General features: G+C 62.6%; 27 protein-coding genes and 1 pseudogene. 12 read left to right on the forward strand and 16 right to left on the reverse strand.

The genetic code is table 11. The features are described from left to right. Positions 1-90 precede the first annotated feature (90 nt). The gene (locus BMW76_RS05820; RefSeq protein ID WP_090864339.1) at positions 91-579 is read right to left on the reverse strand and encodes a GAF domain-containing protein; all 489 of its coding nucleotides are present in this window, start codon (positions 577-579) and stop codon (positions 91-93) included. Between the two features lie 71 nt (positions 580-650). Beyond that, a pseudogene (locus tag BMW76_RS05825) lies at positions 651-1305 on the reverse strand (nitroreductase). Positions 1306-1507: 202 nt separating this feature from the next. Here BMW76_RS05825 and BMW76_RS05830 point away from each other — a divergent pair. Further along, the gene (locus BMW76_RS05830) at positions 1508-2137 is read left to right on the forward strand and encodes a hypothetical protein (RefSeq protein ID WP_090864018.1); all 630 of its coding nucleotides are present in this window, start codon (positions 1508-1510) and stop codon (positions 2135-2137) included. Between the two features lie 62 nt (positions 2138-2199). Here the strand turns inward: BMW76_RS05830 and BMW76_RS05835 are convergent, their stop codons facing one another. Next, a complete protein-coding gene (locus BMW76_RS05835) occupies positions 2200-2958 on the reverse strand; it encodes a sulfite exporter TauE/SafE family protein (protein WP_090864341.1) in 759 nt (252 codons plus the stop codon). Between the two features lie 75 nt (positions 2959-3033). On the opposite strand from BMW76_RS05835, the gene BMW76_RS05840 reads away from it, so the two are divergent. After that, positions 3034-3936, forward strand: a complete 903-nt coding sequence (locus BMW76_RS05840; protein WP_090864020.1) for a LysR family transcriptional regulator — start codon at positions 3034-3036, stop codon at positions 3934-3936. A 37-nt stretch (positions 3937-3973) separates the two neighbouring features. On the opposite strand, the gene BMW76_RS05845 is transcribed toward BMW76_RS05840, so the two are convergent. Together BMW76_RS05845 and BMW76_RS05850 are read right to left on the reverse strand one after the other, a co-directional pair. Further along, entirely contained in the window at positions 3974-5533 is a 1560-nt protein-coding gene (locus BMW76_RS05845) for a phospholipase D family protein (protein WP_090864022.1), read from the reverse strand. A 129-nt stretch (positions 5534-5662) separates the two neighbouring features. Next, the gene (locus BMW76_RS05850) at positions 5663-6040 is read right to left on the reverse strand and encodes a response regulator (RefSeq protein WP_245763123.1); all 378 of its coding nucleotides are present in this window, start codon (positions 6038-6040) and stop codon (positions 5663-5665) included. Between the two features lie 558 nt (positions 6041-6598). Between BMW76_RS05850 and BMW76_RS05855 the strand changes: the two genes are divergently transcribed. Further along, entirely contained in the window at positions 6599-6817 is a 219-nt protein-coding gene (locus BMW76_RS05855; RefSeq protein ID WP_090864025.1) for a hypothetical protein, read from the forward strand. A gap of 60 nt (positions 6818-6877) precedes the next feature. On the opposite strand, the gene BMW76_RS05860 is transcribed toward BMW76_RS05855, so the two are convergent. Further along, on the reverse strand, positions 6878-7777 hold the full coding sequence (locus tag BMW76_RS05860) for a glycosyltransferase (RefSeq protein ID WP_090864026.1): 900 nt from the start codon (positions 7775-7777) through the stop codon (positions 6878-6880). Positions 7778-7990: 213 nt separating this feature from the next. On the opposite strand from BMW76_RS05860, the gene BMW76_RS05865 reads away from it, so the two are divergent. The 4 genes from BMW76_RS05865 (at position 7991) to BMW76_RS05880 (ending at position 10907) form a co-directional block, all read left to right on the forward strand. Next, positions 7991-8524, forward strand: coding sequence for a carboxymuconolactone decarboxylase family protein (locus tag BMW76_RS05865; protein ID WP_090864028.1), 534 nt, complete (start codon positions 7991-7993; stop codon positions 8522-8524). 213 nt (positions 8525-8737) lie between these two features. Beyond that, complete coding sequence (locus tag BMW76_RS05870) at positions 8738-9142, forward strand: FKBP-type peptidyl-prolyl cis-trans isomerase (RefSeq protein ID WP_090864343.1); 405 nt, start codon at positions 8738-8740, stop codon at positions 9140-9142. 211 nt (positions 9143-9353) lie between these two features. Then, complete coding sequence (locus BMW76_RS05875) at positions 9354-9929, forward strand: arsenate-mycothiol transferase ArsC (protein ID WP_407668887.1); 576 nt, start codon at positions 9354-9356, stop codon at positions 9927-9929. A gap of 132 nt (positions 9930-10061) precedes the next feature. Next, the gene (locus BMW76_RS05880) at positions 10062-10907 is read left to right on the forward strand and encodes a CHAD domain-containing protein (RefSeq protein ID WP_090864032.1); all 846 of its coding nucleotides are present in this window, start codon (positions 10062-10064) and stop codon (positions 10905-10907) included. 195 nt (positions 10908-11102) lie between these two features. On the opposite strand, the gene BMW76_RS05885 is transcribed toward BMW76_RS05880, so the two are convergent. The 3 genes from BMW76_RS05885 to BMW76_RS05895 form a co-directional block, all read right to left on the reverse strand. Further along, complete coding sequence (locus BMW76_RS05885) at positions 11103-11294, reverse strand: DUF3562 domain-containing protein (RefSeq protein ID WP_090864033.1); 192 nt, start codon at positions 11292-11294, stop codon at positions 11103-11105. 235 nt (positions 11295-11529) lie between these two features. Next, complete coding sequence (locus BMW76_RS05890; protein ID WP_177200311.1) at positions 11530-11880, reverse strand: hypothetical protein; 351 nt, start codon at positions 11878-11880, stop codon at positions 11530-11532. Between the two features lie 83 nt (positions 11881-11963). After that, complete coding sequence (locus tag BMW76_RS05895) at positions 11964-12383, reverse strand: secondary thiamine-phosphate synthase enzyme YjbQ (protein WP_090864035.1); 420 nt, start codon at positions 12381-12383, stop codon at positions 11964-11966. A 217-nt stretch (positions 12384-12600) separates the two neighbouring features. On the opposite strand from BMW76_RS05895, the gene BMW76_RS05900 reads away from it, so the two are divergent. Both BMW76_RS05900 and BMW76_RS05905 read left to right on the forward strand, forming a co-directional pair. Further along, positions 12601-12867: a cupin domain-containing protein gene (locus tag BMW76_RS05900; RefSeq protein WP_090864037.1), complete on the forward strand. Its 267-nt coding sequence runs from the start codon at positions 12601-12603 to the stop codon at positions 12865-12867. Positions 12868-13002: 135 nt separating this feature from the next. Beyond that, on the forward strand, positions 13003-13860 hold the full coding sequence (locus tag BMW76_RS05905) for an oxidoreductase (protein ID WP_090864039.1): 858 nt from the start codon (positions 13003-13005) through the stop codon (positions 13858-13860). Here the strand turns inward: BMW76_RS05905 and BMW76_RS05910 are convergent, their stop codons facing one another. Continuing rightward, positions 13861-14535, reverse strand: coding sequence for an antibiotic biosynthesis monooxygenase family protein (locus BMW76_RS05910; protein WP_090864040.1), 675 nt, complete (start codon positions 14533-14535; stop codon positions 13861-13863). Positions 14536-14550: 15 nt separating this feature from the next. Next, a complete protein-coding gene (locus tag BMW76_RS05915; protein WP_090864043.1) occupies positions 14551-14937 on the reverse strand; it encodes a RidA family protein in 387 nt (128 codons plus the stop codon). 218 nt (positions 14938-15155) lie between these two features. Between BMW76_RS05915 and BMW76_RS05920 the strand changes: the two genes are divergently transcribed. Then, positions 15156-15632, forward strand: coding sequence for an outer membrane lipoprotein (locus BMW76_RS05920; RefSeq protein ID WP_090864044.1), 477 nt, complete (start codon positions 15156-15158; stop codon positions 15630-15632). A 92-nt stretch (positions 15633-15724) separates the two neighbouring features. On the opposite strand, the gene BMW76_RS05925 is transcribed toward BMW76_RS05920, so the two are convergent. Next, on the reverse strand, positions 15725-17263 hold the full coding sequence (locus tag BMW76_RS05925; RefSeq protein WP_090864046.1) for a complex I subunit 4 family protein: 1539 nt from the start codon (positions 17261-17263) through the stop codon (positions 15725-15727). A 385-nt stretch (positions 17264-17648) separates the two neighbouring features. Here BMW76_RS05925 and BMW76_RS05930 point away from each other — a divergent pair, with 385 nt between their 5' ends. After that, positions 17649-17897 (forward strand): hypothetical protein, encoded by a 249-nt coding sequence (locus BMW76_RS05930; protein ID WP_090864048.1) that lies wholly within the window; start codon positions 17649-17651, stop codon positions 17895-17897. A 104-nt stretch (positions 17898-18001) separates the two neighbouring features. On the opposite strand, the gene cyoD is transcribed toward BMW76_RS05930, so the two are convergent. The 4 genes from cyoD to cyoA are packed head-to-tail and all read right to left on the reverse strand — an operon-like array spanning position 18002 to position 21854. Next, positions 18002-18337 carry a cytochrome o ubiquinol oxidase subunit IV gene (gene cyoD, locus BMW76_RS05935; RefSeq protein ID WP_090864050.1) on the reverse strand — a complete coding sequence of 112 codons (336 nt, stop codon included), beginning with the start codon at positions 18335-18337 and terminating at the stop codon, positions 18002-18004. Further along, entirely contained in the window at positions 18338-18943 is a 606-nt protein-coding gene (gene cyoC / locus BMW76_RS05940; protein ID WP_090864052.1) for a cytochrome o ubiquinol oxidase subunit III, read from the reverse strand. Then, complete coding sequence (gene cyoB, locus BMW76_RS05945; RefSeq protein WP_090864054.1) at positions 18943-20955, reverse strand: cytochrome o ubiquinol oxidase subunit I; 2013 nt, start codon at positions 20953-20955, stop codon at positions 18943-18945. The genes cyoC and cyoB overlap by 1 nt, the downstream gene beginning before the upstream one ends. A gap of 2 nt (positions 20956-20957) precedes the next feature. Then, entirely contained in the window at positions 20958-21854 is an 897-nt protein-coding gene (gene cyoA, locus BMW76_RS05950; protein WP_090864056.1) for a ubiquinol oxidase subunit II, read from the reverse strand. A gap of 284 nt (positions 21855-22138) precedes the next feature. Between cyoA and BMW76_RS05955 the strand changes: the two genes are divergently transcribed. Further along, on the forward strand, positions 22139-22558 hold the full coding sequence (locus BMW76_RS05955) for a DUF1810 domain-containing protein (RefSeq protein ID WP_090864058.1): 420 nt from the start codon (positions 22139-22141) through the stop codon (positions 22556-22558). The last annotated feature ends 170 nt before the right edge of the window (positions 22559-22728 follow it).

The following is a 22728-nucleotide window of genomic DNA, read 5'->3' on the forward strand; positions in this document are numbered from 1 at the left end:
TAGCCTTGGCGTTCTCCGAAGGTCGGCTGCAAGCCCGATCTTCGGGGCCGCCGCGCTAAAGAGCCTAAAGAGCCGACGCGCGCGCCCGAATCAACCAGGCGACGCGACGAAAATGCGCGCGATCTCTTCGAGCCCTCGCCGGTCGTCATCGTCGAAGCGCGCGAGCACGGGGCTGTCGATATCCAGCACGCCGACCAGTTCCCCATTCGCCTTTTGCAGCGGAATCACGATCTCCGAACGCGAGGCCGAGTCGCAAGCGATATGTCCAGGGAACGCGTCGACATCCGGCACGACTTGCGTTTGTCGCGTCTGCGCCGCGTGGCCGCATACGCCGCGGCCCATCGGAATGCGCACGCAGGCAGGCTTGCCCTGAAACGGGCCGACCACGAGTTCACCGTCGATGGCGAAATAGAAACCCGCCCAGTTCAGTTGCGGCAGGCTGTAAAAAATCAGCGCTGACAGATTCGCCGCATTGGCGATCTGATTCGATTCGCCCTCAACGAGCGAGCGCGCCTGCGAGGCCAGTTCACGATAGAACTCGGCCTTCGGCAGCGCGGTATTGATGGTGGCTTCGAACATCGGATGCACTCACGTCTGTTCATCGAAGCCGACATTCTCGCACCGATGGGCGCGACGCGACGGCAGGCGTATCAGATGCCGATGAACTCCGCGAAATCGTCGAGCCGCGTGCGCTGCGCGCGCCACTGATTGATCGCGGCGTCCGTGTCTTCATAGCCGATCGCCATGCCGCTGAACAGCATGCGCTCGTCGGGCAAGTCGAGAAACGCGCCGATCGTCTTCGGATACATCGCCCAGCATTCCTGCGCACAACTGTGCAGCCCTTCCTCGCGCAACAGCAGCATGGCGGATTGCATGAACATGCCGAGATCGGCCCATTGCGGCGGACCCATGCGGCGATCGACGGTGCAGAAGAGCGCAAGCGGCGCGTCGAAGAACGCAAAATTGCGCGCGAACTGCGCGAGACGTTCAGGCCGGTTCTCGCGCGCGATGCCGATGCTGCGATACAGATCTTCGCCCACTTCAAAGCGCCGCTCGCGATACGGCGAATGAAGATTCGGCGGATAGACGTTGTATTCGGTTTCTTCGCCGCCCGGCGCATCCGCAATGCGTTCGCGCATGATGTGCTTGAGTCGCGCGAGCGCGTCGCCGCCTACGACATGGATATGCCACGGCTGCAGATTGCCGCCCGAAGGCGAGCGCGCGGCGGATCACGTCGGGCGCGACGGGGTCGGGCAGAAACTGGCGCACCGATTTGCGGCTGGTGATTGCATCACTGACGTTCAAGCTTTTTCTCCATGAGCCGTGGCCAACGACATAGGCCGATGATACAGGCGACGATCCGCGTGTCCTGCTAAAGCTTCTGAAAGGCAGTGCCGTTAATGGGACCAAAAGACGGGACCAAAAGACCGGGACCAAAAGACCGGGACCAAAACCCAGCGACTAAAGCCACAACGACCACATACGCAAACACAACGGGGAGCCGCATTTGAATTCGATCAAGCTGGCAACACATGTCGCCGCGATCACTGCACTGGCTGCGCTGGCCGGTTGCGTCACGAGCGAGCAGCAGATATCCGCCGCGCCTGCACGGCCGCGTCCTGCCGTCGTTGCGGTGCAGGCTCCGCCGCCTGCCGTCGTCGTGCGTGCGCCGGCGCCTGTTCCTGTTGGACCGCCGGTGTACGTGTCCGCGCCCAGCGATGTCTATATCGCAGGCGTGATGGATCGCGACGTGGTGTTCGTCGGCGGCGACACGTATCTGTGGGTAGTGGGCCCGGATGGCCGGCGTCATCGGCATTTTTACGCGCACGGCGATCGCCGCGCCGAAGTGTTCCGCCGACGCGAACATCTGCGCGCGGAGATGGCGCATCGTGGTGGTCACGCGCCGAGCCACGCGGTCGTCGCGCATCGCGACACGCATGCACCGCATCGGCCCGAACGCCGCGAAGGCGCGCCGGCGCGGCATGGATCGGCAGAGCATCATCGTCCGCAGCCAGAAGCGGCGCGCGTGGCCGAGCATCACGGCAACGATCGCGGACGGCAGCACGGCCACACCCGGCCGCCGCGCGTCGACGAGGCCCAGCAGCAGGCGCCGCATCGGCAGGGACAGGCGGGCTAAAGGTCAACTGAGCGTCAACTGAGCGTCACGGCGCGCCGCTGCGCCGTTCACGATGGCTCCGATCACTTTCCCGAACCGTACGCGCGCACGAAGAACGCAATCGTGATGCACGCCGTCAGCGTCAGCGTGCCGTAGCGGATCACGCGCGCTGGCGTGCGCCGTCCGACGTGCGCGCCGCCGTATCCGCCGAACGTCGCGCCGATCAGCATCACGAGCGTCTCGGGCCAATGCACCGCATGCGCGACGATGAACGCGAGGACGGCCATCGTGTTCGCCGCGCTCACGAGCAGCGTGCGCGGCGCATTCAGCAGCTTCAGTTCGCGGCTGTCGAGCAGGCCCCATGCGGCCATCATCATGATGCCGACCGCGCCGCCGAAATATCCGCCATACACGCCGAGCACGAACTGGATGACGAGCACGGCCGCTCGCCCGATGTGCCAGCGCTCGCGCATCCATTCACCGAAGCGCCGGCCAAATGCGAGCGCGAGCGTCGCAAACAGCAGCAGCCACGGCACGACGAAATCGAACGTTTTTGCAGGCGTGAGGAGCAACAGCAACGCGCCGCAAATGCCGCCAACGAGCGTCGTGACGATCATCGCGCGCAACGACACGGAGCCGATCGGCCCGAGTCCGTCGCGATACGCCCACGCGCTCGCGAGGCCGCCTGGATACAGCGCGACGGTGCTCGAAGCGTTCGCCTGAACCGAAGGCACGCCGGCTGCGATCAATGCGGGAAGCGTGACGAACGAGCCGCCGCCCGCCAGCGCGTTCATGCCGCCTGCGAGCAGTCCCGCGCCCGCTACGAGGAATAGACCGTTCATGCGACGCATCATAGCCGCGGCGGCTTCGCGGATACAATCGGGATTCTCCGATGCCAGTGTTCGCCCCAACCGAAGATGACGACGTCGCGTTTTGACCTTACCGATCTGCGGCTATTCCTGATGGTCGTCGAGCACGGCAGCCTCACGCGCGGCGCGCAGGCGATGCATCTCGCGCTTGCGTCGGCGAGCGAGCGCATCTCGGGCATGGAGTCCGCGCTCGGCACGCCGTTGCTCGAACGCACGCGGCGCGGCGTGCGCGCGACGCCCGCAGGCGAGGCGCTCGTGCGTCACGCGCGGCTGATCGCCGGGCAGATCGAGCAGATGCGCGGCGAGCTGCGCAGCTATGCGACGGGCCTGAAGGGCCGCGTGCATCTGATGTCGAACACGGCGGCGCTCGCATCGTTTTTGCCCGAGCAGTTGTGCCGCTTCTTGAGCGCGCATCCCGATCTGTCCGTCGACATCGACGAACGGCCGAGCGCCGACATCGTGCGCGCCGTGGCGGAAGGGCGAGCCGACCTTGGCATCGTCGCGGATATCGCCGATCTGGCCGCGCTGCAAACGCATCTGATCGCGGACGATCAACTGGTGGTCGCCGCGAGCCGCGCGCATCGCGTTGCCAACGACGCGCGGGTTGCGTTCGCCGATATCGTCGACGAGGCCTTTGTCGGCCTTTCCGATGCGGCGCTGGAGCGGCATCTCACGGAGCGCGCATCGCGGCTCGGGCGGCAGATGCAATACCGCGTGCGTCTGCGCAACGTCGCCGATCTGGGCCGGCTGATCGAAGCGGGCGTCGGCATCGCGATTCTGCCTGCTGCGTGCACACAGCCGCTGCGCGACGCGAATCTCGCGATCCTGCCGTTGTCCGAAGCCTGGACGTCGCGGCGTCTTCATCTGTGCGCACGGGACTTTGCGGCGCTCACGCCGCATGCGCACGCACTCGCGCAACAGCTGATGACGCTCAAGGCAGTATCGCCATAAACGCAGCGTGCGTTAGCGCCGCGACACGTGCGCGCCGCTACAACTGCGATTCGATCGGCAGTATGCCGAGCAGCCAGATGCCCGCCTTGCGCAGCGCCGATACGTCCGGCTCGCTGTCGAGGACTTTCGTGCTGCCGTCGGGCGCCGTATCGATCCACACGATGCTGTTCGTGCCGTTCGGATTCGGACGCAGTTCGAGCCGCCACGCGATGTGATCCAAACTCGGCTCGAGCGTATCGACGACTTGCGATGCGGCCGCTGCACTTTCGCAATACACGCCGATTTCCGTATTGAGTTCGACGGAACGCGGATCGAGATTCATCGAGCCGATAAAGAGCGTGTCGCGATCGAACACATAGGTCTTTGCGTGCAGCGAGGCTTTCGACGAGCCGAACACGTGCTTCTTGTCCCCGCCGCTTTTCTCGCTGGCGACGGGCTTGAGTTCGTACAGCCGCACGCCCGCTTCGAGCAAAGCCTTGCGGTAGCGCTGATAGCCCGCGTGCACGGCGGCGACATCGGTGGCGGCGAGCGAGTTGGTCAGCACGGTGACGCGCACGCCACTGTGCGTGAGCCCACTAAGCCACGCGACGCCTTCTTTTCCGGGCACGAAATAAGGCGAGACGACGAGCATCTGATGCTCCGGCCGAAGGTGGAGCGCCTTCAGTTGCGTCATCAGGTGCCCTTGCGCATTGCCCGGCGAGCGCGTGATTTTCGCGGGATCGTCATAGAGCAGCGTGGCTTTGCCCCACCAGTATTGCGTCGCGTCGTGCGAATGGATCACCTGCGTGAGCCGTGCACGCGCATCGACGACGTACGGGTTGGTCTCCTCGGACGCGAGATACGCGTCGAGCTTCGCGCGCACTTCCGCAAGCGCGTTGGAGTCCGCTTTGCGGCCGATCAGGCTTGCGATGGGATACGACGCGTCGGAGTTCCAGTACAGGTCGAATGCCGTCGATACGTCGCGCACTACGGGGCCGTGCACGAGCACATCGAGGTCGCCGAATGCGACGTCGGTCGACGCGCCAAAGTACTCGTCGCCGATATTGCGGCCGCCGAGTATCGCGCCTTCGTTGTCCGCGATCATCGACTTGTTGTGCATGCGCCGGTTCACGCGAAAGAACTCGGTGGCCATGCCGATCTTCTTGAACGTGCGGCTGGCGACGGGATTGAACAGGCGGATCTGCACATTCGGATGCGAGTCGAGCGCGAGCAACAGCTTGTCGTCGGCGTTGGTGCCGAGATCGTCGAGCAGGATGCGCACACGCACGCCGCGATCGGCGGCGCGCAGCACGGCGGCGCCCAGCGCGCGGCCCGTCAGGTCGTCGTGCCAGATGTAGTACTGGAGATCGAGCGTGCGGTCGGCGGCTTGTGCGAGCACGAGGCGCGCGACGAGCGCATTGACGGCGTCGGGCAACAGATGGAACGCGCTTTCGTCCGGGTGCTGCTGCTCTTGCCGCGTGAACGCGTTCGCAAGCCGCGTGTTCTGCGTATCGGTGACGGCATGTGTCTCGACGCGGTCCGTCTGTGGCGGCAAGCTCGCGCACGAAGTCAGCAAGGCGACGGTGAAGGCCGCGAGAAGACTTCGTAGCTCGATCATGTGCGCGCTCCGCAACGGGATGCGCGTCAGATTAGCGGGACCTTTGGGCGGTTACAAGTGGCACAAGCTGAACAGGCGGGAACGGGCGGGAGCAAGCGGGAACAGGCGGAGCGCCGCCGTGGCGCCGCGTTACGAGTCGATCGAGGTGCGGTTCGCCGGCGCGGCGCCCATCAGCAGCGTCAGGATCTTCACGATCATCGTGGGATCGACGGGCTTTGCGCAGACCGCGTCGAAGCCGCCGGCGCGCAGTTCGTCGAAGTTGTCGTCGGTCTCATAGGCCGTGTACGCGAGCAGCGGCACGGACGCGGTCTCGGGCGACTCGCGCAATGTCCTTGCGACGGCGAGCCCCGACACGCCCGGCATCGCGACGTCGAGTACGACGCCGTCGGGATGCCATTCGCTTGCGATCTTCAGCGCGTCGCAACCGTTGTAGGCGACGCGCGTGTCGAAGCCTGTGCTGCCGAGAAAGGCAGCCAGCGAGTCGGCCGAATCGATGAAATCGTCCACGACGAGTACCCGCGGCGGGATCGAATGCGCGGCGGTGCGCGCTGCCGTCCATATCTGATTTCGCGTTGGCCTGAAGCTCGTGTGGTGCATGCTGCTCCCGCTGAATGGTCCGTCGCTGTTTGCGGCTGGTCGTGTCTTGTAAGCAGACGCAGCAACGGCCATTCCAACCTGGCTTCCGCCGAGCTTCGAACCCGGAACGCGAGCCGCCGCGCAACGCCGGAAAGCGCTGATTTCAATGGATTCGCGCGCAGTTTCGCGATGTGCTTCATAAGCCGCCTCGCACATGCGGGCGCGTTCGAAGCGTTGTGCATCCGCGTAAAGTCCGTCATCGGGTTTGCAGCTTTTCCATCCGCGGATCAGGGTTGATCCGAAGGCGGTGACTGGAGCGCGGAATGCAACGGAGCGGCGAAACGCTGTGCTGCAATGCACGGCTGCGTGTGTTGGCGCGCGCATAGTCAAAGGCCCGGCGGGCAATTTGCCATGCTACGATGCCGTCATCCGCCGGGAGAAACCCAGCCCCGGATTGCATCGCACTTTCTTCGCTGCAGGAGGTTTGCCATGCACTTCGACTACAAGGGATTTCATATCGACTGCCGGGCGAGGCACGACGAAGACGGCCACTACGTCGCCCAGGCCAAGCTCACTCGGGCGGCGACGGCGCATACGCCCGCCGAAGTACATCAATCGGGCGACATCGATTCATTCGTCGACGAATCGGACGCGGTGACATGCGCGCGCACATGGGCGATCGAATGGATCGATGAAAACTGGGACTAGCCGGACTGCTTTGTTGCCCGGCTTCTGCTGTCCCACGCCACGTGGAAGAACGCGCAATGGCTATTGCGCCGTTTGCTGGCGCCGGTACTCGTTCTTCTTCATCTCCAGGTACTCTTGCCGGTCGAGTTCGTGCAACTGGCGCTGGTACTGCTCGGTTGCATCGAACCATGTCGCGAAGCGCCGGGCGACGCGCTTGTCGGCGGGCATCGCAAGCGACGCCAGATACGCGTCGATGGCGAGGTAGTAGCGCACCGTGTTGCGTTCGACGAGCCCGCGCACGCCGCCGATGTAATCGCCGTCCGGCGCCTTCGTGAAGCCGACTTTCCCGCTGCCGATTGTCGCGAGATAAGCCTTCATCGCGATACGCCCTGCTGTGCCGAATCCATACGAGTAGGTGAGATGCAGGAACGTGCGCCCTTTGCCGATGTCGGCGGCTTCGAGCACGATGCGGTAGTCCTTCGTGCTGAGGGGACCTGTCGCCGCGCTCAGATTGACCTGGAAGTAGTCGGGGCTCGTCGCGACAGGACGATAATTGAACTGTACGCGGGACGTATCGCCGAGTTCCTGTTCCGTCTTCTTGCCCACGTTCATGTTGATCATCGTGCCGTTGGCGCCGGAAGAAGCATGACAGTACTTCGTGTTCAGATGCAGGATCAGCACCTCGCACCAGTTGGCGGGGCCTTGCTGCGGATCATTGAGCGCGCTGTTGATGAGCGCGAACGGATAGTCGACGACGGCGTAGATGTCGCCTTTCAGCGTGTTCTGCGTTTCTTCCGAGTCGAGATGGATCGGGCGATGAAATGCGTTTGACTTGAGTTGCGGCGCGAGCGCGTCGTACTTGTCCCTGAGCGCCGTGGCGTTGTCATCGGCCCATGTCAGCGCGCCGAGCGACAGGCCCAATAGCGCGAGCACCATGAACGCAAGTCGCCTCGTGATACGCATGATCCGCTGAGTGCTCATGACGGCGCTCCCGTTGACAGATCCGTGGCCTTGGCCGATCCGGTTGGGCAAATTTCGCACGAATATAGCAGAGACACGCCGAAATGCGGATGAGCCGTTCGAGCATAAAGGTGATTTGAACCGGCATTCATTGCAGCAACACTCGTTCCTAGAATGATCTCCATGCGTTGACCCGTCGCGCAACCACCTCTCGATCAACCTTTGGAGCACATCATGGGACGTCTCAATAGCCAATCCGTCAGCGAAGCCACCGGCCAGGCCGCCGATCTTTTTGCGGGCATCAAGCGCGCTGTCGGCATGGTGCCGAATGCGTATGTCGACATCGGCACGAACAGCCCCGCTGCACTGCAAGTCCTGCTGAGCACGGGCGACGCGCTGGGCAAGGGCGCGCTGTCGCGCAAGGAAGTGGAGGCCATCAAGCTCGCGATCAGCGGCGTCGCGGATTGTGATTACTGTCTCGCGGCTCACTCGCTGGCGGCGCGCAAGGCCGGCATCGCCGCCGACGACATCGCCGCGCTGCGCGAAGGGCGCGATTCCGCCGATGCGCGTCTGAATGCAATCGCAGCGTTTGCGCGCGCGGTGTTCACGACGCGCGGCACCGTGCCCGTCGAAGTCGTCGATGCCGTGAAGGCCGCGGGCTATAGCAACCAGCAGATCGTCGAGACGCTGCTCGCGATCGCCGACATCACGTTCACGAACCTGTTCAATCGCGTGAACGATACCGTCGTGGATTTTCCGAAGGTCTGACGCAACGGCAAGCCGCCCGCGTCGGACGGCTGCGTGCGATGTCGATGCGCCCGTGACTGGCCACGGCCCGTCACGGGCGTTTTGCGCTGAACGCATTTCGCTTCGCGGCAGCGCGACTCCCTGGTTTCATTTGTAGCGATTTGATTCAGCGCTCGAGCCGCAAACGTTCGATCCGCTAGAATGAGGCTCGCTTTTTCAACCAAGGAGATTCGCGTGAAATCAGTTGTTGCCCTGCTCGCCGCAGCCGCGCTCGCGTCAACGGCGCTCACCGCTCAAGCTGCATCGACGGAAAAGCTGCCCTCGGGCGTCGTCGTCGAACACCTGACGCAGGGAAGCGGCCCGCAGCCCACGGCCGCCGACGTCGTGCGCGTCAACTACCGCGGCACGCTCGCGAACGGCACCGAGTTCGACAGCTCGGCCAAGCACGGCGGTCCGGCAGAGTTCCCGCTCGGTCGCGTGATTCCCTGCTGGACGCAAGGTGTCGCGACGATGAAAGTCGGCGAAAAAGCAAAGCTGACCTGCCCGGCCGCAACGGCTTACGGCTCGCGCGGCGTCGGCACGATCCCGCCGAACAGCGATCTGACGTTCGAAGTCGAACTGCTCGCGATCGTCAAGTAACGACCTCTCTTCGTGCAGCGCCTTGGCTCCCCACGCGGTTCTCTGTGGTGACGGCGCTGCACTTCCTTCCCGCCTCGCATTCCACATCGTGAGGAGCGCAAGCTCCGGCGGCGCTAACCCGTATTGAATCGTTTGATTATCGTTAACGCTGGTTGGCAGAAGTCAAATTGGCGTGGTACCTAATTGGTCTTGCGGCGAGTCAGATGGACGATTGGGATTCTGTCACCAATATGAAAAACTGCGCGCTCAGAATCCCGCAAAAAATAAGATTTGCATGACGGGGTATAGGGTGACCAGAAAACAAAGGGTGCTGTTCCTCTGCAGGGACAACGCAGCGCTTAGCATCTTGGCGGAAGCCTTGCTACGCGAGCTGGACGGATTGCATTTCGACGCTTTCAGCGCAGGTCTCGAACCCGCCGACAAGGTCCATGCGGCGGCATTGGGAGAGTTGCGCCATGGTTTTTCCAGCCTCGAGCTGCTCAATCCGAAGAGCTGGCTGGAGTTCACGAGCGAATGGGCGCCGCAGATGGACTTCGTCGTTACCTTGTGCGACGAGTCGGCGCGCGTCGATATGCGCGCGTTTCATGGCCGCCCGCAATTGCTCCACTGGGCGCTGACGCCGTCCGCGCGTTCCGCCGCGGGCGCATTCGAATACGCGTTCTGGCAGATATTGAAGCGTGTCGAAGATTTCATCGCTGCTCAACGCCGCCCTTGGCCGTCGTTGAAATTGCCGGCGGTTGCGCCTTGCGCGCCTGATGCGTGCGACCTGCTGATGAGCGGTCAATAAAGCCCCCCAATAGCGGTCCAATGGCGGTCCAATAGCGGCTCAAAGCGACGGCTCGAAGCCGCAGCCACGGAACGCCGCTGCATCGGGAACCTGATTTGCCTAGTCGGTCATGACCGGCACCGAGTGCTCCCGATGAAAGTCGAAGCCAATACGGAAGCCCGTCGTGCACCGCCGCACGACGGCACAGCCGAAGGCCATTTCTCTCACTATGTCGCGCCGCTGATCGACAGCGCGCTCGCTTGCGCGGCCGCGCTGCGCGCCAATCCGGATGCGGAAGTGCTGCACAAGCTGCGCGTATCGTTGCGGCACTTGCGTTCGTTGTTGTGGGCGTACCGCCCGCTTCTCGACGATACGTTCGACGCGCAGCAACGCGCACTCTTCAAGTTCTTTGCCAGTGCGGCCGGCAAGACCCGCGACTGGGACATTCTGATCGCCTTGCTCGAAGAGACAGCCGACACGCAAGGTCAACCTCGCGAGGCGCTCGAAACGGCGCGTACGAAGTCGCTCGATGCGAGCCGCGAAACGCTCGCACGTGCCAACGTAAAGAGCGCACTGCGCGATGCGCTCAAGGAAGCGAACCTCGAACTGAATACGGCGCACGAGCGCACGCCGCTGTCGAAGTTCGCACGCAAGCGGCTCACGTCGGCGCAAAAGTCGATGAAGAAGCGCATGAAGCGCGCGGCGCATGCGAAGCGCTCGGACTACGGTTCCTATCACGAAGTGCGCAAGGCAGGGAAGAAGCTCCGCTACCTGATCGAGTTCTTCGAGCCGGTGCTGAAGAAAAAACAGATGAAGTCCGTCAGTTCGCTGAAGAAGCTTCAGAAGCGCTTTGGCGAGTTGAATGACGTCGTCGCGAGCGAACAGTTGTTGCGCGACAACCAGAGTGTGTTTTCCGACGAAGCGCTAACTGCTCGCGCGCTCGACTCGCTTGCGAAGGAACGCAAGCGCCGCATGCGCGCGGCCGCGAGCCTGTTATGACGGGCTCAAACGATGCCGCTCGCGATGACGTTTCAATGCAGGAACGCTACCAGGTAGCGCTCCATCGTTCACACGTCGTGTGTCATGTCGATAGAAACGGATAGAAGCGCAACCGCGTCGCGACGCGATGGATGCGTCAAGGCGATTGCACGGGGCGTGCCGTTCTTGGGCGGGCCCTTTCGCGCCCTGTGTCCGTCAATGCCCTGTGCGCGAACGCAGGGTCTCTCGCACGCGCTTCGCTGCGAAGAGCGGCACATAGTCGAGAATGCGTGCTTCGCGCTGATAGTCCTCGACGGCGTCTGTGTACATCTGCGACACGACTTCTTCCGGGCTGTCCGTGGATTCTGCGATTTCGTGCACGATCATTTGCGAGTCGGCCGTCTTCATCCGGGGTCTCCCATCATTCAGTCAGTAGTCGAGAGCTTGAATTGAAGAACACACGGCGCGTCACTGCCAATAGAACTTCGCAATCAGCGGGCCCGGACCGGTGCCGTTGTACCGCAGCGCGCGAAGAATGCCTGATTGATCAGACAGATAGCACACGTACGCAAGAACTTTTCCACAGGGCTGTGCACAGAAATTGTGGATAACGCACAGATCATTCGTCGATGAAAGCTTGCTGTCATTGGAGCCACTTGCGTACGTCTTTTTCCCAGTCGGGTTCGCCGCAGCCTTTCGGGTTCTCGGGACCGAGCACCGTGATATAGCCTCTGCTCTTCATGCACGACTCGTACGCGCGCACCTTCGTGCGCTGGCCGCGACCCGCGTTCATCGCGACCGTTTTGCATCGTGCGATCGAACGGTCCATCGGTCCGAAGTCCATGTCGCTCGAACGGTTCAGCGACGGTGCGTCCGCACCTGTCGCCGAGAATTCGACGGGGCCCGTATGCGTGCAGGCCGTCGCCAGCAGCGCGAGCGCCGCCGCTGCGAATCGTGCGTGCAGAACGTGGCGAACGTGGGCGCGCATTGTCATGGTTCAATTCCTTATTGATGATGCCGGCTCATAAGTACCTGCATGCTGGGAATGATCGGCTCGCGTCGAAAAGAGCGACGCTTTCATTCGCCGATCAGATGCAGCACGATGTCGCGTTCCTGCGGTCGCGCGCGATGCTCGAACAGGTAAATGCCCTGCCATGTGCCGAGCACCATGCGGCCGTGCTCGACGGGGATCGAGAGCTGCACCTGCGTCAATGCAGTTCGCAGATGCGCGGGCATGTCATCGGGGCCTTCCGTGTCGTGCTCGTATCGGCCGGGATCTTCGGGCGCGAGCATCGCGAAGTGCCGTTCGAGATCGCGTTGCACCGAAGGGTCCGCGTTCTCCTGAATCAACAGCGACGCCGACGTGTGTCTGCAAAACATAGTCAGCATGCCCGTCTGCATCGACTCGTCGCGCACGAACGCGGCGACCTCCGCAGTGAAATCGAATAACCCGCGAGCGCGCGCCCGCACGTTCAGATGTCGAATAGCCTGGCGCATGAATCATTCTCCGTTGTGCCCGTTGTGTTGTGCCGTTGCGAAATGCAATGCCTGTCGATGAGTTTACCGCGCGCTTCGCGTTTCATCTTCTGTAGCGGACCGAATGGCGGCACATCGATTGCTGCGCGTTTCGCGCAGCCGATTTCGCTTTGCAAAAGGGACTATGCTGGTGATGCCGAATCGCTCGCCGTCGAACGGCAACTGAAAGGAGGCCGCCATGGAACGCGACGAATTCATCGACGCACTAAAGCGCGAAGGCTTCGCCGAAATCGTCACGGTGACGCACGATGCGCAGGGCACGCTCGAGGATCACGCTCATCCTTTCGAAGCGAAAGCGCTGATCCTGCATGGCCAGTTGACGTTGCGAACCGGCGATATGGAGCGCGTCTATCGGATGGGCGACGTATTTCATTTGCACGCAAACGAAAACCACTCGGAGCGTTTCGGGCCGGACGGTGTTCAATATCTGGTCGGCCGCAAGTGAACGCAGTGGGGCTCCGCGACAGTCGCGGCAGCCTCGCTGCAGGGTCCGCGTCGAGCCGTTAATATTTTTGGACCACGCATTGACGCGCGACGCGCGTGCGCGTTACCGATCACTTCACTACCGAGGAGGCCCTGAATGACGACGACGCCCGTCTGGTTCATCACTGGCTGTTCAACCGGCTTCGGCAAGGAATTGGCCCGTGCGGTGCTCGCGCGCGGGTGGCGCTGCGTGGCGACGGCGCGCAATGTCGCGTCGCTTGCGGGTCTGGCCGAGTCCGGCAGCGATGCCGATGCGCACCTGCTGCGCGTGAAGCTCGACGTGACGGACGATGCGCAGATCGCGGCCGCCGTCGATGCCGCGCAAGCGCGTTTCGGCGCGATCGACGTGCTCGTGAACAACGCGGGCTACGGCTATCAGTCGTCGGTCGAAGAGGGCGATGAAGACGAGATACGCGCGCAGTTCGACGTGAACGTGTTCGGCCTCTTCGCGATGACGCGGGCGGTGTTGCCGGGCATGCGGGCGTGCCGCAAGGGGCATGTGCTGAACATCACGTCGGTCGCGGGGCTCGTGGGCTTTCCGGGCTCGGGCTATTACGCGGCGGCCAAGCACGCCGTCGAAGGCTGGTCCGATGCGCTCGCAACGGAAGCCGCGCCGCTCGGCATCCGCGTGACCTGCATCGAGCCGGGGCCGTTTCGCACCGACTGGGCGGGCCGCTCGCTGAAGCAGACACCAAACCGCATCGACGACTACGCGGAGACGGCGGGCAAGCGCATGCAGGCGACGGCGCAAATCAGCGGCCATCAGCCCGGCGATCCGGCGCGCGCAGCCCAGGCGATGATCCGCATCACTGAAACCGACGAGCCGCTGCGTCACCTCGTGCTGGGCGCGTTCGGCGTCGATGCGGTGTCGAAGCGCCTGCATGCGGCGCTCGCCGATATCGACGCGTGGCGCGACACGAGTCTCGGTGCAGACTTTCCCGATGGCGCGAAGTAATCACTCGGGCCGTGGCGCGTCAGGGTAGTATTGCGGCGCTTCGCGCCGGTCATACATGCCGTAGTCGCGTATCACGCGCACGCTGCGCAGCCGCGTGCCCTCGGGTAGCGCGAGCGACTTCGCGTAGCTGTCTGCGGCCTGCTCGTCGCGCCATGCCGTGAGAAGAATGACGTCTCCAGGCGTCAGCACGGCGTCGAATACGTCCCATGAAACCAGGTCCGCTGCATCGTCATGCAGGCCCAATGCGATCGCCACATCGTGCGCGTTTGCCTGCTTCACCCATTCGGCTTCGCGGCGCGCGCCGATCAGCACGATCGTCGTCGCGTCGCCTGCTTGCGTTTCGTCGAGCCGTTGCGCCTCGATCGCGTAGCCTTCGGGCGGATGTGTGTCGCGCGTCACCTGGCCGACGCGCAAATGGTAGTCATGCAACGTCTGCGCGCGTCCCTTCTCCTGCATCCCGTGATGCAGTGCTTGCGTGCGCCAGCGCACGAGCGCTTTTTCATCGCGCCAACCCGATAGCGACAGCAGCCACCCTTCGCGCGTGAGACTGCGATAGCGAATGTTGTCGATGAAACCATCGATCTGCTCCAGTTCCGGCTTCAGCCTCTTCGCGTAGCTGAGATACGCGTCCCATTGACCGGCGTGCGGACGTACTTCGAACAGCACTGAAAACATCGTGTTCTCCCAAATTCAGACGGCTGCAATGCAATCGATATCGAAGTGCCCCGGCCACGCGGGCACGCAAACGAAAATGCGCGCGGGCGGATCTTTCGGGAAATAGCGCGCATAGATGGCATTGACGGTGGCGAACTGCTCGACGGAAGTGCAGTAGACGTCGCACTTCAACACATTATCGAGCGACGAGCCCGCTGTCTCGACGCATAGCTTCAACTGTTCGAGCACGAGTTCCGTTTGACGTTCGAGCGGCGCATCGACGCCTTCGCCCGTCGCCGGATTGAACGGCGGCAGCCCCGAAACATATAGCGTATCGCCGTGCCGCGTGACGACGGACGTCGGCGCCTTGAATCCTTCGAGCCAGCTTGATAGCGGTGCGACCCGGATGATCGCGCGTTGCATTGCGGTGCTCCTCGTGCGTGATGTCGGAGCCATCGTAACGCCATCGGCTGCGATGATGTTTCAGAGCGAGGCGAAATGACGGACGGGCGCGAATGGACACGCATGCACGCAGGAAACCTTCCTCATTCTTCGCTCATTCTTCAAGCCTACGATGCACCCATCGATTCAACGCGCAGTGCGACACACCATCCGGCGCGTTGAGATGAGAGGGGAAAATCATGAACAGGTCATGGGTCAAGGCATGTGCATCGGTACTCGTGGTTTCGGTCGCGCTGAGCGGCTGTGCGACGTTCGACGGGTCCGCCAATGTCTACTCGGCGTCGCAGGCGCAGCGTGAAGAGACGGTGCGCTTCGGCACCGTCGAAAGCGTGCGCGGCGTCACCATCGATGCGAGCAACGGACAGCCCGGCGTACTCGGCGCGCTCGGCGGCGGGCTGTTGGGCGCGGTCGCGGGAAGCGCGATCGGCGAGGGGCACGGCTCGCTGCTGTCGGGCGTCATCGGCGGCATTGCGGGCGCAGTGGCGGGCGATCAGGTGCAGAACCATTTCGCGCAGAAGCATGGCGTCGAAATCACCGTGCGGCTCGACGACGGCTCGCTGCGCGCCGCGACGCAAAGCATCGACGGTCCGATGTTCCATGCGGGCGAACGCGTCCGGTTGCTGTCGAGCGGCGGCGTGACACGCGTGACGGTTTGAATGATGCGCGACGCTCAAAAGCAAAACGGCCTCGCCATGCGAGGCCGTTTCACGTTTCGTTCAGGCAGCTAATGCAATGCAGGCGATCGTACTCAACCCGGCAGGCGATTCGCAACGGCCACCGTCGCATGATTGTTCGACGCGACGCCCGTGCCCGTCGGCAGCGCGGAGCCCTGTGCCTGCGCGACGAGATTTTCCGCGGACGGGCCGATCGCGTCGGTGAACGTCTTCGGATGCACGCCGATTGCAAGCACCAGTACGGCCATCGCGCCGAGCAGCACGAACTCGCGCTTGCACAGATCGCGCAGGTTCGCGACGCGCGCGTTGCGGATCGCGCCGAACATCACGCGCTTGTACATCCACAGCGTGTACGCGGCGCTCAGGATCAGCGTCAGCGCAGCCGTTGCGCCGATCCAGAAGTTGAAGCGGATCGCGCCCATCAGCACGAGGAACTCGCCGACGAAGCCCGACGTGCCCGGCAGCCCGACGTTCGCCATCGAGAACAGCATCGCGAACGTCGCGAGCTTCGGCATCGAGTTGGCGACGCCGCCATAGGCATCGATCGCGCCGCTCTTCGTGCGGTCGAACAGCATGCCCGTGCACAGCAGCATCGCGCCCGCCACGAGGCCGTACGACAGCATCTGCACGACGGCACCTTCCGTGCCCATGCGGTCGAACGTGAAGAGGCCCAGCGTGACGAGACCCATGTGCGCGACGGCGGAGTACGCGAGCAGCTTGCGCATGTCCGTTTGCGCGAGCGCGAGCAGGCTGCCGTAGATCACGGCGACGAGCGACAGCGCGATCATCGCGGGCGCGAAGAAGTGACAGGCATCCGGCACGATGGGCAGCGCGAAACGCAGCAGGCCGTAGCCGCCCATCTTCAGCATGCCGAGCAGCACGGCCGCGCCCGTCGGGCCATCCGAGTGCACGTCGGGTAGCCACGTGTGCACGGGCCACATCGGCACCTTCACCGAGAACGCAGCGAGGAAGCCGATGAACACCAGCAGTTGCGGCGTGAAGTCGAGCTTCAGCGCGCGCCACGCGGCGATGTCGAACGTGTGCGACTGCGCCCACAGATAGATCAGCGCGGCGAGCATCGCGAGCGAGCCGACCAGCGAAAAGAAGAAGAAACGCACGGCCGCATAGACGCGGCGCTTTTCGCCCCACGTGCCGATCAGCAGATAGAGCGGGATCAGCGAGGCTTCGAAGAAGACGAAGAACAGCATGCCGTCGAGCGACGCGAACACGCCCTGCATGCAGCCCGACAGCAGCAGGAATGCGCCGTAGTACTGCGCGACGCGCTTCGTGACGGTTTCCCACGATGCGATCACGATGATCAGCGTCGTCACCGACGTCAGCACCGTGAACCACAGTGAGATGCCGTCGACGCCGAGATGATACGAGACGCCGAAGTCGGGCAGCCAGGGCAGCTGTTCGGAGAACTGCATCGTCGCCAGCGACGAATCGAAGCCCGACACGAGCGGGATGACGGGCAGGATGCTCACGGCCGCGCCCGCCAGCGCGAGCCAGCGCGTGCGGTTCGGTGCGTTCTCGGAGCCGGTGGCCAGCACGACGAGGCCAGCGAGAATCGGGACCCAGATCAGGAGGTCGAGGACGGATGGGAAGTGCATTGACTCGTTCGACGCGAATAGCAGGCCCTCGCCTGAAAAGGCGAAGGAAGAAAAAACCTTACATGGACATTTCGACGGTCGGCCCCTGAGCGGAGCGCGGCGATGCGCAGACTTGCGCACGCGCTTAACCAAAACGCATGAGGCGGTCAGGGTTAACGAGCATACAGCAAAACAATAATGTTGCGCTGCCGCACGAGCCAATTTAGTTTGTTGCAGAACCCGCTATTGACACTGGGGTGCATGCCTGAGCAGGCAGTTTGCAATGCACAAGAAAATGGCGGTGGAAGCGCTTCCATGCGATGGAACTCAACGGTTGCTTACAGGGGTTGCCCTAGATTGAAGCGGCCGTTGTTCGCGATACGCTTAAGTCGCGAGGAGACAAATCATGAGAAAGGCTTTCCACATCGCCGTTATTGCCGTTTTAGCCTGGCTGGTTGCGGACCGGGCGCTTCTGCACGCGCAGGCTCGCGAAGCCAGCACCTTTGCTTGCGCGCAGGGCGCGGAGCAGGTGAAGCTGGAAGCGCTAGGGCGGGGATTCGACGACGCTGCGGCGAGCAGCCAGGGCGAGGCGTTCAGGTCGGGGTGTCTCGTGACGGGACGCGGCCGTCCGACGGAGATGCTGGCGCGCAACTGATGCGCCATCGAGGCGCTATTTAGGCGCTATTGACGCGGAAGAGCAGGGCAACGTGCCGGTCGCACGATACGACGTGTGCAACCGGCATCGGACGATGTGCGCGCTTAACGCGACATCATGTTCATGCTGACGTTATGCATGACCCACAGCGTGCCGCCGATCACGATCACGGCGGTCAGCACGGTGTACACGAACGCCGTGAGATTCCAGCGCTGGCTCGACGAGCCGTTCATGTGCAGGAAGAAAATCACGTGCACGATGATCTGCACGAGGCCGAGGCCCGCGATCGCATAGATCGCCTGCGTGCCCGTCAACGCGCCCGTCAGCACCACGCCGAACGCGGCTGCCGTCAGGATGACGGCCAGCACGAAGCCGATCATGTAGCTGCCGAAGTTGCCGTGGTTTTCTTCCGAATGTGACGAGTGAGAATGGCTGCTCATTTAGATCACGCTCGCAAGATAAACAAACGAAAAGACACCGATCCAGACGATGTCCAGGAAGTGCCAGAAGAGGCTCAGGCACGTCAGGCGGCGCAGTTCGCGCTCGCCGAGGTCGCGCGCGCGCACCACCTGAACCATCATCACGATCATCCACAGCAGACCGGCCGAAACGTGCAGGCCGTGCGTGCCGACCAGCGTGAAGAACGCCGACAGGAACGCGCTACGGTCCGGACCTGCGCCTTCCGCGATCAGATGCGAGAACTCGCGCACTTCGAGCACGACGAACGCCGCGCCGAGCACGAACGTCACCGCGAGCCACAAGAGCGTCGCGCTCTTGTTGTTCTTGTGCGCGCCCAGCATCGCGAAGCCGTACGTGATGCTCGAGAACAGCAGGATTGCCGTCTCGATCGCGACGCCCGGAATCTCGAACAGATCTTTACCGCTCGGACCGCCGGCGAACTGATGGCTCATCACTGCAAACGTCGCGAACAGCGCCGCAAACAGAATGCAGTCGGTCATCAGATACAGCCAGAAGCCGAACACCGAATGGGACGGAGCGTGTTCCGCGTCGTGATGCGGCTCCGCGAGAATAGCTTTTTGAAGCATCAGGCAATCTCCTCAGGCTCGGGCATGCGCTTGGCCGCGCCTGCACCCGATCCAGCGCCATGGCGCTCTTCGATCAGTTGAACCGTATCGGCCGGGATGTAGTAATCGGTGTCGTTATCGAAGCTGCGGGCGATCACAGTCGCGATCGCGCCGATGAAGCTCGCGATCGCAAGCCACCAGATGTGCCACGTCAACGCGAAGCCCAGCACGAGGCTGAACCCGCCGATCCACACACCAGCGCTCGTGTTCGACGGCATATGGATGTCGCGGTACACGGGCTCGCTGCGCTCGACCTTGCGGCGTGCCTTGATCTCGACGAATGCATCGAGCTCGCGCACGACAGGCAGCGTCGCGAAGTTGTAGATCTGCGGCGGCGAGGTCGTCGCCCATTCGAGCGTGCGGCCACCCCATGGATCGCCCGTCAGATCGCGGTTTTCCGGTTTGTTGCGATCGCGGATCGACACGACGAGTTGCAGCAGCTGACATGCGATACCCATCGCGACGAGCACGGCGCCCACTTCGGCGACGAGCAGCCACGGATGCCATGCCGGGTTGTCGTAGTGGTTCAGACGACGCGTCATGCCCATGAAGCCGAGCACGTACAGCGGCGTGAACGCGACCCAGAAGCCGATCTGCCAGAACCAGAATGCTGCCTTGCCGAGCTTCTCGTTGAGCTTGAAGCCGAAGGCCTTCGGGAACCAGTAGTTCATGCCCGCGACGTAGCCGAACAGCACGCCGCCGATGATCACGTTGTGGAAGTGAGCGATCAGGAACAGGCTGTTGTGCAGCATGAAGTCCGCGCCGGGAATCGCGAGCATCACACCCGTCATGCCGCCGATCGTGAACGTGACCATGAAGCCGACCGTCCACAGCACAGGCGTCGTGAACTCGATGCGGCCCTTGTACATCGTGAACAGCCAGTTGAACACCTTCACGCCCGTCGGGACCGCGATGATCATCGTCGCAATGCCGAAGAACGCGTTCACATCAGCGCCCGAGCCCATCGTGAAGAAGTGGTGCAGCCACACGAGGAACGACAGGACCATGATCGAGCAGGTCGCCCAGACCATCGTCTTGTAGCCGAACAGCGGCTTCTTCGCGAACGTCGCGATGACTTCCGAGAAGATGCCGAACGCCGGCAGGATCAGGATGTAGACCTCGGGGTGACCCCATGCCCAGATCAGATTCAGGTACAGCATCGCGTTGCCGCCGGCTTCGTTCGTGAAGAAGTGCATGCCGAGGTAACGGTCCAGGCCGAGCAGCGCGAGCGCGACGGTCAGGATCGGGAACGAAGCCATGATCAGCACGTTCGCGCACAGCGAAGTCCACGTGAACACGGGCATCTTCATCAGCGTCATGCCGGGCGCGCGCATCTTGATGATGGTCACGAAGAAGTTCACGCCTGTCAGCAGCGTACCGATACCCGAGAGCTGAATACTCCACAGGTAGTAGTCGACGCCGACGCCGGGACTGAACTGCAACTCGGACAGCGGCGGATATGCCAGCCAGCCGACCTGCGCGAATTCGCCGATCACCAGCGAGATGTTGATCAGGACCGCGCTGATCGCCGTCATCCAGAACGACAGCGAGTTCAGGAACGGGAACGCGACGTCGCGCGCGCCGATCTGCAGCGGAACGATGATGTTCATCAGGCCGACCATGAAGGCCATCGCCATGAAGAAGATCATGATCACGCCGTGCGCCGTGAAGATCTGATCGTAGTGATGCGGCGGCAGATAGCCGGGCGCGTGATACGCGAGCGCGAGCTGCGTGCGCATCATGATCGCGTCGGCGAAGCCGCGCAGCAGCATGATGAGGGCGACGATGATGTACATCACGCCGAGCTTCTTGTGGTCGACAGACGTGAGCCATTCGGTCCACAGATAGCGCCACTTGCCGAAATACGTGATTGCGCCGAGCACGGCGAGCGCGCCGAGGATCATGCCGGCGCCGGCGACCATGATGATCGGCTCGTGATACGGAATGTCCGCGAGGGTTAATTTACCGAACATGCTTACCCCTTGGTCCCGTTAGGCCCACAGTTCGCGTCCTTCATGTTGTCGACGACGTGACCGTTGTTGTAGCGGGCGACGATGTTGTTGAAGAGCTTGGGATCGACCGACGAGAAGTACGACACAGGCGCCTTCTCTTCAGGCTGCGCCACCTTGTAGTAGCGGTCCATGTTGAGCTGATCCGTCGATGCGCGAACCTTCGCGACCCATGCGTTGAAGTCTTCGGGCGTTTCGGCGAGCGTGCGGAACTTCATGTCCGAGAAGCCCTTGCCGCTGAAGTTGGCCGACGCGCCGGCATAGTCGCCGACTTCGTTCGCCAGCAGATGCAGACGCGTCTGCATGCCTGCCATCGCGTAGATCTGGCCGCCCAGTTGCGGGATGAAGAACGAGTTCATCACCGTGTCGGACGTGATGCGGAAATTCACCGGCGTACCGACGGGAATCGCCAGCTGGTTCACTGAAGCGATGCCCAGATCCGGATAGATGAAGAGCCACTTCCAGTCGAGCGCGACGACTTCGACGTTGATCGGCTTTACGTTCGATTCCAGCGGCTTGTACGGGTCGAGCTCGTGCGTGCTCTTCCACGTCAGGACGGCGAGGAACAGAATGATCAGCGCAGGGATCGTCCAGACGGCCACTTCGATCGCGGTCGAATGCGCCCAGTCCGGACGGTATTCGGCCGCCTTGTTCGAGGCGCGATAGCGCCAGGCGAACAGCAGCGTCAGGAGGATGACGGGGATCACGACGATCAGCATCGTCCACGTCGAAGTCGCGATCAGCGACTTCTCGGCGGCGCCGATGGGGCCTTTCGGCATGAGCACTTCAAGGTTGCACCCCGTTAGCAGGAACGCCGGGGCAATTGAAACGAGACCGACTAACCGGCCCGCGATTTTTTTCATCGTCGCGGCCCTCTCTACAAAATCAAACAAACGAACGCTTGCATTTCCTTGCTCCTTTTATAAGCGCTCGCATAATACGAAGAACACGTGTTGCAGTACAGCACTTTGATGCGAACGAACTATTGCGCAACAAGCGGTGAGACATAGTGTCGCAACGCCGCATTTTTTCGATTTCTGGGGCATTCTCGAGACCGAAAAAGCGGGTTTGTAAGTTTCCTGTATGGAGTTGGCGGGCATGCCGGATGCATTCGCGAGCGGCATGCGAGAGGACTACGGAGGACGCGATGGACGATCAGTTCGACCTTCGGCGTTTCGTCGACGCTCAGGCCCCGGTTTACGCGCAGGCGCTAGCGGAATTGCGCGCCGGACGCAAGCGGAGCCACTGGATGTGGTACGTGTTTCCGCAGATTCAGGGGCTCGGAGAGAGCCCAATGGCCCAAAAATTTGCGATTACGTCATTGCCCGAAGCTGTCGCATATTTGCAACATCCTGTGCTAAGTCCCCGTTTGAGGGAGGCCACGCAGGCGGTCAATGAAGTCGAAGGGTCGACGATCGAGAGCATCTTCGGCTACCCGGACTATCTGAAGTTCCGTTCGTCGATGACCTTGTTTTCGAAGGCGGCGCCGGGCGACCCGGTGTTCGCGAATGCATTGGCGAAGTACTTCAACGGCGAGCCGGACGAGCGGACACTCGAACTCATCTGAACGTGATTCAATGGGCGGCTCGCGGCTTGCCCGCGAAGCCGCGTCCGCCGCGCGCATCAGGCCGCGCGCCATCGTTGCGCGCATCAACCGTCATGTCAGCCCCGATAAGCGATTCTTAAGGTTCGCACGGCCACAATGGCGCGTCGCGAAGCCCGCTACGAGGCTTTGCC

The sequence above is a fragment of the Paraburkholderia diazotrophica genome (assembly GCF_900108945.1).
GTDB lineage: Bacteria > Pseudomonadota > Gammaproteobacteria > Burkholderiales > Burkholderiaceae > Paraburkholderia > Paraburkholderia diazotrophica.